Source organism: Chitinophaga sp. CF118 (assembly GCF_900112615.1).
Classification (GTDB): Bacteria; Bacteroidota; Bacteroidia; order Chitinophagales; family Chitinophagaceae; genus Chitinophaga.
Map to the genome: position 1 here is coordinate 1 of NZ_FOMK01000004.1, position 12,205 is coordinate 12,205.

At 38.7% G+C, this 12,205-nt stretch carries 13 protein-coding genes; 7 read left to right on the forward strand and 6 right to left on the reverse strand.

The genetic code is table 11. The features are described from left to right. Positions 1-2,009, reverse strand: a 2,009-nt coding sequence (locus BM176_RS16350; RefSeq protein ID WP_218162225.1) for a hypothetical protein, incomplete at its 3' end; no start/stop codon positions are given. Between the two features lie 381 nt (positions 2,010-2,390). Between BM176_RS16350 and BM176_RS16355 the strand changes: the two genes are divergently transcribed. The 3 genes from BM176_RS16355 to BM176_RS16365 all read left to right on the forward strand — a co-directional run bounded on the left by BM176_RS16355 (position 2,391) and on the right by BM176_RS16365 (position 4,384). Beyond that, positions 2,391-2,882 carry an OsmC family protein gene (locus BM176_RS16355; protein ID WP_255373525.1) on the forward strand — a complete coding sequence of 164 codons (492 nt, stop codon included), beginning with the start codon at positions 2,391-2,393 and terminating at the stop codon, positions 2,880-2,882. Between the two features lie 120 nt (positions 2,883-3,002). Further along, a complete protein-coding gene (locus BM176_RS16360; RefSeq protein ID WP_090104977.1) occupies positions 3,003-3,293 on the forward strand; it encodes a hypothetical protein in 291 nt (96 codons plus the stop codon). Between the two features lie 353 nt (positions 3,294-3,646). Next, complete coding sequence (locus tag BM176_RS16365) at positions 3,647-4,384, forward strand: SDR family oxidoreductase (RefSeq protein WP_090104979.1); 738 nt, start codon at positions 3,647-3,649, stop codon at positions 4,382-4,384. A 17-nt stretch (positions 4,385-4,401) separates the two neighbouring features. On the opposite strand, the gene BM176_RS16370 is transcribed toward BM176_RS16365, so the two are convergent. Beyond that, positions 4,402-4,812, reverse strand: coding sequence for a DUF1801 domain-containing protein (locus tag BM176_RS16370; RefSeq protein ID WP_090104981.1), 411 nt, complete (start codon positions 4,810-4,812; stop codon positions 4,402-4,404). A 310-nt stretch (positions 4,813-5,122) separates the two neighbouring features. Continuing rightward, complete coding sequence (locus BM176_RS16375) at positions 5,123-5,524, reverse strand: GlcG/HbpS family heme-binding protein (protein ID WP_090106096.1); 402 nt, start codon at positions 5,522-5,524, stop codon at positions 5,123-5,125. 187 nt (positions 5,525-5,711) lie between these two features. Here BM176_RS16375 and BM176_RS16380 point away from each other — a divergent pair, with 187 nt between their 5' ends. Then, positions 5,712-6,614, forward strand: a complete 903-nt coding sequence (locus BM176_RS16380; RefSeq protein ID WP_090106097.1) for a helix-turn-helix domain-containing protein — start codon at positions 5,712-5,714, stop codon at positions 6,612-6,614. 75 nt (positions 6,615-6,689) lie between these two features. Here the strand turns inward: BM176_RS16380 and BM176_RS16385 are convergent, their stop codons facing one another. The 3 genes from BM176_RS16385 to BM176_RS16395 form a co-directional block, all read right to left on the reverse strand. Then, positions 6,690-7,754, reverse strand: coding sequence for a metallophosphoesterase family protein (locus tag BM176_RS16385; RefSeq protein WP_218162226.1), 1,065 nt, complete (start codon positions 7,752-7,754; stop codon positions 6,690-6,692). Positions 7,755-8,209: 455 nt separating this feature from the next. After that, complete coding sequence (locus BM176_RS16390; RefSeq protein WP_090104985.1) at positions 8,210-8,971, reverse strand: LytR/AlgR family response regulator transcription factor; 762 nt, start codon at positions 8,969-8,971, stop codon at positions 8,210-8,212. Next, the gene (locus BM176_RS16395; RefSeq protein WP_090106098.1) at positions 8,952-9,977 is read right to left on the reverse strand and encodes a sensor histidine kinase; all 1,026 of its coding nucleotides are present in this window, start codon (positions 9,975-9,977) and stop codon (positions 8,952-8,954) included. Before BM176_RS16395 ends, BM176_RS16390 begins: the two co-directional genes overlap by 20 nt. Before the next feature lie 342 nt (positions 9,978-10,319). On the opposite strand from BM176_RS16395, the gene BM176_RS16400 reads away from it, so the two are divergent. The 3 genes from BM176_RS16400 to BM176_RS16410 are packed head-to-tail and all read left to right on the forward strand — an operon-like array spanning position 10,320 to position 12,039. Beyond that, complete coding sequence (locus BM176_RS16400) at positions 10,320-10,772, forward strand: protein-disulfide reductase DsbD domain-containing protein (protein ID WP_090104987.1); 453 nt, start codon at positions 10,320-10,322, stop codon at positions 10,770-10,772. Between the two features lie 42 nt (positions 10,773-10,814). Then, complete coding sequence (locus BM176_RS16405) at positions 10,815-11,252, forward strand: organic hydroperoxide resistance protein (RefSeq protein WP_090104989.1); 438 nt, start codon at positions 10,815-10,817, stop codon at positions 11,250-11,252. A gap of 4 nt (positions 11,253-11,256) precedes the next feature. Continuing rightward, a complete protein-coding gene (locus tag BM176_RS16410; RefSeq protein WP_090104991.1) occupies positions 11,257-12,039 on the forward strand; it encodes an alpha/beta hydrolase in 783 nt (260 codons plus the stop codon). Positions 12,040-12,205: the final 166 nt, after the last annotated feature.

The window sequence follows — 12,205 nt, forward strand, 5'->3', positions numbered from 1 at the left end:
GAACCGATCTCTCCATCGTGTGGAGCTACCAGGGAAGAATCTGGCATTATAAATACACCGGTAGTATTAACACTGGAGCAATTAATAATAGGAGGAAACTTAATTGTTTGAAGTGGTGGCGTTATTTTAATAATAAGCGGCGCCGATTCAACAACACAAGGACCGTCTGTAACAATAACAGAATAGATACTATCGGCAACTGTTGCCGGAAGTACATCTATTTCAGTATAGTCATTCCACTCTTGCATTAATGTAGTATCAATAGCAGAACCGTGTTGTCCATGATACCACCTGATCTGTTTACCTGCCAATGCGCTGTTGATTCTATAATGGACAGTTTCCCCCAAACAGATGCTGACTGTAGAAGGTGCGACTTCCACAACGGGCTTGTCGGTCACATAAATTTTCGCACTATTGGAGTCGACGCATGTTTTACCTCCACCTTCACCATAGAATACGTAACCGTATACCACGATATTGGTGTCCATTGTCAGTGTGATCGTCCTGGTAGCACCCTCATATCCGGCAAGATCTTTCCAAGTAAATTTATCGAAGCCACCGGAAGCCATTAATTCAACATCTGCTCCCGCACAGACCTGACTTTTTGTAAGAGACAGGATAGGCATCGGTAGGATTGTTATCTTAACAGGACTCGATGGGTTAGCGCAACCTAATGAATCCGGTATTCCTTTTTCATATACACGAACACGGAAAAGGTAGTCTGATGCTACCGTTTTAGTACCTTTTAATTGTCCCGCAGGAATCTTGAGTAAAGAGTCCCTTGGAGTACCATAAGGTACATTGAACCAGGAAGCACCGTTGTTATCACTCATTTCCCATTGATAAACAGGAACTTTGAAATAACCAGCAGGTAATATAGAAGATGTTAATGTATCGGCAGTGCCTTCACACAATACTTCTTTCAGGTTAGTATTATTACCTATCAGACCGGCAGTGATGATAGGACTACAATAAGTAAAACTGATGTCATCTATCGCGATATCATTACCGCAACCACCAGGCTTATTATTAATGATACGTACTATTACATCTGTAACGCCAGCAGGGATAGTGAATTGTCCGCCATAACGCTGCCACTTATAATTGGAAGAAGGGAGCATCATAGATACTGCATATGTTCTGAACTTTGCCAGTTCAACGGTTGGATTATTTGCGTCCACTACCTGGAAGGTTACACCTGCATATTGATAGCCACTGATACAAAGGCTTTCAAATGAGTTTTCAATGTTAACGTTCAGGAACCATGCACTGAAATTATAAACAGAACCACTACATAAGCCGGTTACCTTTTTCTCATACATCTGACTTGGATTATAGGCTGAGTTCACAACCAACATAGCGCCGTTTGTATTACCGGTATGATCGGGCTTGTCTAACCAATTACTTTTCTGCTTGGTAGTAGCACTTATGGCATAGAATTCATCTTTCAAATCACCTGTGGGCTGATAGGTATATTGTACTACACCAGCAACCGGGTAAGGCCTTCTGAAAACACCAGGGACCATAGTTCCAAAGTCTTCATTGAAACCAGCCATTACAGCATAACCACCCACACAGGTTGAAATTGTACAGTCCAGCGCCACCAATGTTTTAGTAACACTTGTATACTGGGTTGCACCATTATTTACCTTATAACTATATGTGGCGGTGAATGTATAAGTACCCGGCCTGAGGAACTCCAATGTCAGTGATTTTGTATTCACTAATTTGGTAGCCTTCACAGTAGAGGGATTGGCAGAGTATAATATATTATAATCTGCATCCGAACCGCTGGGGGTGGTTATAGTCCAGGTGGCATCTGCGGGGTAGGTATAATTGGTGCCACCTGTCATAAGCGCATTTACGCTTGTGAACTTACCCTGGTCTGACGTACTACCTGCCATAGATATACATACCGTATCTGGCACGTTCATGTATTTCGACTGTGCCTGCACCACACCAGCGCCCAAGAACATACATAGGATAAATAGCTTAAGAATCTTTTTCATGTCACCGACAATATATGTGAAAAAAGTATCAGTTTTCGAGTACTCACATGCCCTCCTCACCACCTGACATTTAATGTTTAACGAACTAAAAAATCCCCGAAGCCCTTAATGGTAAATATTTTGAGAAGTATACAATGCATTCACAGACAGTGTGTTTTGTCTATTGATATGGTAGAAAATACTACAATTTTAAGATTGTAATATTTTGCTAATATAATAAATTTGACGCATTTAATTATTTTGTATATTATATTTAATACACATTGGTTGGGGAAAACTTTATTCTGAGGTGGTAAATGTGTAGTTAATCTGAAATATCTTAGGTCAGTAACGCCATCTGAACATTATTTTACAATGCTGAATGGAGACTAAATCAGACTTTTGCAAGAAAAAGTAATGAAAGAACAACATCAATACAGAGCAACAATCAGGTGGACAGGAAATAAAGGCGAAGGAACTTCAAATTACAGAGCCTATGAAAGAAGTCACTCAATTTCAATTGATAACAAACTTACCATTCTAGGTTCCTCTGATCCGGCATTTCGTGGCGACAGGACAAAACATAATCCAGAAGACTTGTTAGTATCCTCTCTATCTGCCTGTCATATGTTGTGGTATCTGCATTTATGCTCAGAAGCGGGAGTTATCATTGTTGACTATGTTGACAATGCTACAGGAATTATGATTGAAACATCAAATGGAGGGGGACAATTTGCAGAAGTAATACTTAACCCAATTGTAACGGTAGCAGACAGCTCAATGATAGATAAAGCAAATGAATTACACAAAAAAGCTAATGAACTTTGTTTTATTGCAAATTCCGTGAATTTCCCTGTACGGCATAACCCGACAAGTAAAGAAAATAATGACTGAAAGAAAATCTCTAACCCTCAATGGAAACGTTTCTATTGATATCTCCTTTGATCGTTTAAAATCTGTTTTGTATCTTTAAAAGGATACGACCCTTTTTGTTAATCATTAAACACATCTCAAATGGAAAAATTGAAAACCCTTCTATCTCTCCCCTTATTTGCCATGTTATTACTGTTCAGCTCATTTACACCTGCGCAGGAGAAAATTGCGAGTCCTGCCATAATAAACTATGCCTGGTACACTCCTTCAGGCCAGTTTGTTGCCTGGAGTACATTGGCAAATGCGGAAGTTGTTAGCGATGCTGATACAAATCCCACTAATGGAACGTTGATACTGAAAGGATATACCGATGGAGGCCCGGGCCTGCCGCCATCCGGAACACTTGTATATCAACTGTATTCGCACCCATAATGTTGGCGCCCCCATTGTGGGGCCCTTTTTTATCCCTCTAATTCCCCAAGGCTCGTTTTCAAAGTACCTGACAAACTCACATCCGGATTAACTGATATTCCTGTCTACCGCTACACCATCGTTTGTCATTCTTAAACTTCAAATTAAAATCACATGAAATCAATTCTAATGGTTCCTGCATGCTTAATGCTTAGCATAGCCGGTTTGTTATTTTCTGGTTGTCAAAAGAACCCAGGCATCCCTCCTTGCTCTCCTTCAATTCGATAAAAGACCAGCATTTCTGAAAAAACTTAAACACTCACCACAACTAACCAGAAGATTGTCTATAGTTTTGCTCAGACAAAAATAAAACTATGAACAACTTAAAAGAGAAAGTAATTCTAATAACGGGTGCATCAAAAGGTATTGGAGCGCATATGGCTAAAGCCTTTGCCGCACGCGGTGCTAAAGTTGTGATTAATTATGCAAATAGCCACACCAAGGCAGAAGAACTTCTATATGATATCAGGCAAAAAGGTGAAACAGCTATTATAGTGAAAGCAGATGTTAGCAAAGAAGATGAGGTAAATCGGCTATTCAAAACAACCATTAAAGAATTCGGCAGGATTGATGTTTTGATTAACAATGCAGGGATGATGAAAACCAAACTGCTTAAGGAAAACACCGAAGCAGATTTCAACGAGCATTTCAATATCAATGTAAAAGGCATCTTTTTTACAATGAAGGAAGCAGCAACCAAGCTGGCGGATAATGGTATCATAATCAATATATCGTCCACCGTAACCCGGGTAATGTTCCCCGGCTATTCCATCTATTCTGCTACTAAAGCGGCAGTAGATCAAATGACCCGTGTATTCGCCAAAGAAATTGGCAGAGGGATATCTGTCAATGCGATTGCACCGGGGCCAACAAATACAGAGCTTTTTCTAAATGGAAAGTCGGAAGAGCTTTTGACACATATAGCCTCGTTAAACGCTTTTGGGCGGGTAGCAGACCCCGAAGACATTACAAAAATTGTTTTATTCATGGCTTCTGATGATTCAAAATGGATTTCCGGACAGATCATAGCTGCGAACGGTGCAATGGCGTAGTAGCCTTATTCATCCGCTCATGGCTTCTTATATTGCTCCACCACTGCAGCAACCATTTTACGCAGTATGACGGTATCAATATCTGCTAGTTTGTTCACGTAAATACAACCCTTCCCTGTTTTGTGTTTGCCCAGTTGTGACAATAATTCTTCTCTTCCTTCAAACGTTCCCAGATAAAGCGAAATGGCTGCTTTACGAGGCGAAAAGCCAACTATTGGCGCATCGCCTTCATGTCCACTGGCATATTTGTAATGGTAACTGCCAAAACCAATAATTGCCGGTCCCCACATTTTGGGTGGATAACCCGATTGCTCTTGCATAAGCTGAACAATGGACTGACAGTCGGGCTGCCTGTCACAGTCAATGGACAAAATAAAATCGTCCACACTGTTTTCGGTTTTCGTTGTTTTAGCCTGATACTTTGCCATAGCAATTAGTTTCCTGGTGCATCAAAGGGTTAAGGGCAGTGAGATATTTGGAGTTTCTGCAGCTCAGTATAAAATATCCAAAGCAGCATGAATGCCATCCCGGTTGTCAAACTAAAATAAGGAATAATTATTATAATACAATACAGAACCATTGAAAGGAACACTTAAGGGCGTCAAAAGTAAATGACGCCCTCTCCCACTTTTAGACATTTTAGAAGAAACCGGAGTTGAGAGGAGGATTATATTAACAGATACTGATAAGGGATAATATAAAACGAACAATGCAAAATGACTTATTTTTTTGGGCACACTATTTTACAGCATCTGCCCCGGCCTGAGCCACAGCATGATCATTCTCCACAGAATCTCCGGAAACACCAATGGCGCCAATAATAACACCAGCTGCATTTTTGATAGGAACGCCACCCGGAAAAGTAATCAATCCGCCATTGGAATGCTCGATATTGTATAAAGAACCTCCGGGCTGGGATAGTTTGCCTATTTCGCCGGTAGGCATATTGAAATAACGGGCCGTACGTGCTTTCTTCTGCGAAATATCTATGGAACCCAGCCACGCTTCATCCATGTGTGCAAATGCAACCAGATTGGTACCTGAATCAACCACTGCAATGTTCATCAGGGTTTTGATTTCTTTGGCTTTTGTTTTTGCTGCAGCAATTGCCGCTTCTGCCTGTTTAAGGGTAATGTTCATAACGTTCAATTTTAAGAAAATGAATGAGAATGCAAGATTACGGATTACGCTGGCATTCAAATAGAACAATCCTCCTTTTTAAGCGAACAATTGTCTAATTCTAAGCAGGCTTTGCATTAGAATCATTATTTATGATTAATTTTAATAGTATTACCCCTGAGGGAAAATGCCTTTAAAAATTGACACGATGAATCAAGTGTGCCAACTGGCTCCCATTAATCTTAGTGACACTACTTCGCTGGATACCCTGGTAGAACATCGCAGAGTATTTAATCTGAAACATTGTGAACTCAATATTTTCGAAACTTTTCATCGTTGCCAGAACGTAGCCTTATCCTATAATGGTCTGGTAGTTTCCAGTATGATGCGTGGAAGAAAACTGATGTCTTTGCAGGGAACAGAGGAATTTGATTTTCTCCCAGGTGAAAGTGTGATTCTACCGGAAGGCGTATCAATGAAGGTGGACTTTCCTGAAGCTGATGAAAAACGGCCGGTACAATGTGCAACACTGGCGCTCGACTGGGATATGGTTCACAAAAACCTCGACTTTCTCAATGAACATTATGTCAATAGCGAAGCACCTTTTGAATGGCGGCTTAATTTTAGCCGTTATCATTTTTTGAATAATAAGGAGCTTGCAGGTAGCATCAATAAGCTCATCAGCATTAGTATGGAAAATGATGTAGCCAAAGATGCACTTGCAGACCTGGGTCTGAAAATGTTACTCCTGCGGGTTATTCAGACACAGAATTTAGCGGTGATCCAGGATTATACACTACGCGACCACCGGTTTGTACCAGCCATTCAGTTTATTAAAGACCATCTTACTGAAAAGATCAGTATCGATTCTCTGGCAAAGCTTTCATGCATGAGTAAGTCTGCTTTCTTTGAAGCCTTTAGGGGACAGTTTGGACTTTCCCCTCTGGAGTATATACAACAGGAAAGAATAGAACTTGCCAAGCGCGTGATGTCGAATACCTCACTCAGTATTACTGAAGTTTGTTACGAGGCTGGTTTCAATAACCTCAACTATTTTATCCGGTTATTTAAAAGAAAAGAGGGTGTAACGCCGAATGTTTACAGACAATAAACTACCGTCAACAACAAGGAAGCCCTAAAATTAGGTTAACATAGATTCTGAATCCACCCTCCATATATTTCCGGTTCATGGATACAAATCACCAATGAGGTCACTACTAAATATTTCTTTTGTCACAATATTCATCATAGACAACACCCCTTCTTTCATTCCTGCTCCCGTATCCATCATCCAGACTTCTCCAGCTTGAAGAGGCTTAAAAAATGGCGATATTGTATGCCCGATATATACCTCATCGAAAGTTGTAAAGGTTGACTGGCTGGCATTCCCATTATAAAACAATTTCGTAACCTGGGTAGCGAGAGTACGATCCGACAGAAATACTTTTGTATCCTGGAGATGGAGCTTTTTATTTAATTCAATCCCTGCATGTACAAACAATTTGTTTTTCTGTATATAATACGGAAGCGCGTTCCTCAGTAAGCTGATGTGATGCTGAGGCACTTCAAATCCATAAGAATTTATCGTAGCCTCACCACCCTTCTTAAGCCAGACTTCGTCCGGAGTACCAGTCTCCATCCAGTTCAATGCCATAAAATCATGATTACCTAATACCAGGGTCAGGTTTTTAATTTTCAGTAGCTCATCAATACAATCTTTTGTATCCGGGCCACGATCACAAATGTCTCCCAGGCTTATCAGATGATCCTTTTCATAATTAAAACCTGCACGTTCCAGACATTGCAATAATGCCCGGTATGTTCCATGTATATCACCGATGACAAACGTCTTACTTTTATTCGCCTTCCTGTTAAACTGCCAGGTATAATATTTACGGAATACCTCCGGGTATTCTTTGCTTAAAATGTGATACTCATCCCTTAAACTTTCAGCATATTCGTGTCCATAAATAATACTTGCCAGTGCATGCCATGACTGACCATAATGGATCCTGGCAAATACATCGCACTTTAAAATATAGTTAGCTCTAACGACACTCCAGTATTCTTCACTCCCCTCCTTTCGATGCTGCAAATAATTTAACAGGATCTCATTCATTCTTTTCATATGCCATAACTCAAGTGCTGATGCCTCCCTGCTTATTACTGGTTGGGCATTATACCATGTTAATAATTCTGTACCAGCCTGGATGATGTTTGTATAACAAGCGGCTAAAGATGGATCAATCATACTCATTCTTAATTCTTACTTGAAGCCAGGATGATCCGAGGTCCATCCTCTTTCAATATAATAATCAAAAATAGACTTTGAATGCCAATAGTTATAGTGATCATCTACTACAAATGATCTACATGGCTCATTTAAGCCTACCTACTAATGCATTACAAGTATAAATTTAGAGCTGATCCATTTGTTCTATGATGAGGAAAATCAGACCGTTCTTATTAGCGTTCAAATGAATCCGCATCTGAACGCTAACCTTCGATATTCTCATTGGGAGGGGGGAAAGATCCGGCCAGGATATTTTAGCCCATCACATTTCAGTAATTGGGTAAAATATAGGCCCCGATGTTTTCCTGATAGCCGGAGGCGCTATAATAGGGATTACTTTACTGACTATTAGTTTTCAGACCATTAAAGCGGCTATGACAAATTCTATGAATGATCTTAGAACAGAATAAACTCTATCTATTCTCTAGCCACTGTAAAAAAGCAGTTGTTTTTTCCTTCCCAATTAAAAGTTTTTCGGGAGTAGGAACGCTTAAGCGAACGAATAATTTTCTGGCAAAATAATGTTCGACTTCTTTTATAGCTGAAAAATTGATTAGGTATTGGCGATTTAACCTGAAAAATTGTTTAGAGGATAATTGGCCCTGAACCTGATCCAACGATTGGGTAATTGAATATTCTTCTCCCTGAAATGTCATAATTGAAGGAGAAGTGTATTTGATATAAATAAAGGCAATTTGCTCCGTTTGTACAGTCGTGTATTTGTTGTTCCTGAAAACCAGGAAGCTTTTCTTTCCTTCGGCAAGGCCAATTTTTAAAAGTAAGTCATCCAGGCCTGTAGTTGGTTTCTGCTGGAAAAAATTCTTAAAGTTATCCACTTTTTCAAAGGCTGTTACCAGGTCTTCTTCGGAAAAAGGTTTTAACAAATAGTCAACACCATTTGCTTTAATAGCATCCATTGCATATTCACCATAAGCTGTACAGAATACAACAGGACAGCTAATCTTAACTGATTTGAATATTTCAAAACAGAGCCCGTCAGAAAGCTGGATATCCATAAATATCAGATCCGGAAGTTCATTATTTAAAAGATAATCAATTGAACTTTCAATACTTTGCAATTTTGCCAGGATCGTGGCTGTTGGCCGTATTTTCCCTATTAGGTTTTCTAATGACTTAGCGGCCTTTAGTTCGTCTTCAATGATGATGATTTTCACGTATTATAGGTAACATTATGGTAAAAGTATCTTCGCTGACCTGAATCTCTATTTTCTTGTCTAAAAGATGCATATACCGTTGATTAATATTTTCAAGTCCTAATCCTGTTGAGGATTCTGCTATTCTTTTAAGTTGTACATTATTCTCAACAATGATGTAATCATCTTTCGAATAAATCGAAATGTGTAAAGGTTTGTCTAATGAAACAATATTATGCTTGATGCAATTTTCGATCAATAGTTGTAATGTAAACGGAGGTACAAGAGTAGAATAGTATTGTTCATCGATATTAGTAGAAAGCTCAATCCCATTTTCGAAACGGGCTTTCAGGAGATACATATATGCATCCAATATGTCCATTTCATCAGATAATCTTATTAAATCTAATTTACGGCTTTCAAGCGTGTATCGATAAAAGTCGGAGAGTTTAAGTATAAAGTTAACGGCTTGTTTGTCTCCGCTTTCAACTATATACTTCAATGTGTTTAAACTGTTAAATAAGAAATGTGGATTTACCTGTTGTTTAAGTAATTCATATTGTGCCCATAGATTTGCGGTTGTTGTCCGGTCCAGTTCTATACTTACCTGCTGATTGAGATAACTTTGATATACAAGTTGTATAAACATATAGAACGTAAGATTGATCAGTATTCCCCTTACTTCAAACATTAACATTCTGGGGCCGAAATTCAAATGAGACAACAGATATTGTTGTATACAAGCCAATACAAACATCAATACCAGTCCAAAGAACAAACCTTTAAACAATCGTTTTATTGAAACCCCATTTACTGCAGCACCCTTAGCAGAATAAGCAGGGAGTGTCCAAATATTAAAATACCATATTAGAACCGAGAACAGAAATGTCACTGATGTATCAACTGCAGCTTCATAAAGCACAAAATGATGTTCAGCAATTTTTGGAACAGAAGTTAAAACTCCTAAAAAAAAGGAGCTCAGCCATATTATTTTATTAGATATCTTAAATGTGCGTTTTGTTCTCATATCAGGTCTTGTGTCACATTCTACAGTGTCGGGCTTAGTATCATAAACGGTATGGCTTACCAGCCATTCATTTTTCAATTCCGTTATGTAACTGATTGCAAATATATATCATTAAAGTATAACCATCCAAAGGCTAAAAGACAGATAAATATATGAATTAGGCATTGATAATTCTGTCTTTCCAATAGTCTATTCCAACTACCAATTTGTCCATTTCACCATTTCGAGCTATCGTACAAAGTTTTTTTGGATTCCTTTTGTATCAGTTTTATCGAAGTGATCCTCCAAATTATACAGGAATGATACCCGGTAAGCAATAAATAATAATTAAAACAAAAAAGGATGAAACTTTTATCAACGCTTGCTTTAGTTGCAATTATGCTGATTTGTTTAACAGCAAAGGGCCAGATCTCAAAACCAGTGAAATGGAGTTTTACCGCGAAGAGAACATCAACAAATGATGCTACCATATATATAAAAGCAACTATTGATGATGGTTGGCATATATATGCATTGAATAATCCAGACAACGGTCCAGTAAGGACGTCGTTTAACTTTATTCCGGAAAAATCATATCAACTCTCCGGTAAAGTTGGCGAACCTAAGCCACTCAGGAAATTTGAAAAATTCTTTGATGCTGACATAAATTATTTTGAAAAGGTTGTTGTATTCCAACAAAAGATAAAACTGGTTGATGGTAAAGGTATTGTAAAGGGCACTGTTGAGTATACAGTTTGCAGTGAACAACAATGCCTGCCACCCAAAACACTTGATTTCAGTGTCATCGTTGAATAGTACTAAAAAATATAAATATTAACTCTAAATTTTAAAAAGAAAATGGAAAACAGTAATGTTCAGAAAGCTGTAATCGAAAAAGTATTGTATACCGGCAAAACACATACTACTGGCGGAAGGGAAGGAACTTCAAAAAGTGATGACGGGAAATTAGACATTCTATTATCATCTCCTGGAACAAATGGTATTGGAACGAATCCGGAACAGCTCTTTGCTGCAGGATGGTCGGCTTGTTTTATTGGGGCATTGGGCCTCGCTGCCAAAGGATTCGGTTTAGCGCTACCAAAAGAAACTTTTGTTGACGCAGAAGTAGACCTGGGCACAACACAAGGGGCGTATTTTCTTCAGGCTCGCCTCTATGTCAGTTTACCTGGAATAGAAAAACATCTAGCTCAGGATTTAATCAATCTTGCCCATCAAACTTGCCCATATTCAAAAGCAACGAGTGGAAATATCAATTTAACAACTATTATACTGTAAAACAATGAGAACATTAATCAAAGGAAGTTTATATGCGGTCGTTATAATAACAATCGGATTACTATTGGGCTATAGTACAACAAACGCCCAAAGTACTAATGGCACTTCAAAAATTAAGAATGTTATTTTAGTACATGGTGCATTTGTGGATGGCTCCGGTTGGAAAGGGGTATATGATATACTGACAAAAAACGGTTATCATACTGTCGTAGTACAGATACCCCTTACATCATTGAAAGATGATGCAGATGTCGTTAAAAGGGCATTAGATAAGTTGGATGGACCTGCTGTTCTTGTAGGTCACTCCTGGGGTGGCACCGTTATTACTGAAGTAAGTGCAGATCCTAAAGTGGCATCATTGGTTTATGTGACAGCCTTCCAGCCCGATCAAGGTGAAAATACGATTAAATGGGTATCCTCAGCTCCTGCTTTGCCTGAGAATGGTATTTTGCCTCCGGATAACGAAGGTCTTGTATACTATGACAGACAGAAATTCCATGCAGGTTTTGCAGCAGATTTAAGTAAAGAACAAGCCATTTTCATGGCTGATTCTCAAAAACCTATCGCAGCCTCTTCTTTTGCTACTCCTGTATCTGTAGCTGCATGGCATGACAAGCCTTCTTTTGCTATAGTACCAACTGCCGACAAAAGTATTAATCCTGTAATATTAAGGAACATGTACAAAAGGTCTGGCGCTAAAACAACAGAAATTAAGGGTGGTAGTCATGCCGTTTTTGTTTCACATCCAAAAGAAGTAGCTGACGTTATTATTTCTGCTACAAAATAAGGTATCTCTTGATATAATCATTATTCAAAAGCCGTTTCAAAGTTTTGAAACGGCTTTTGACACCAACTGGCAGAATGCCAACTTCAAATACGAGATTGCCGGGTTAGTATATTTTGTTCTTATAGAATATTTAATTGGGAAATAACTTTGTCATCAAATAATTAAA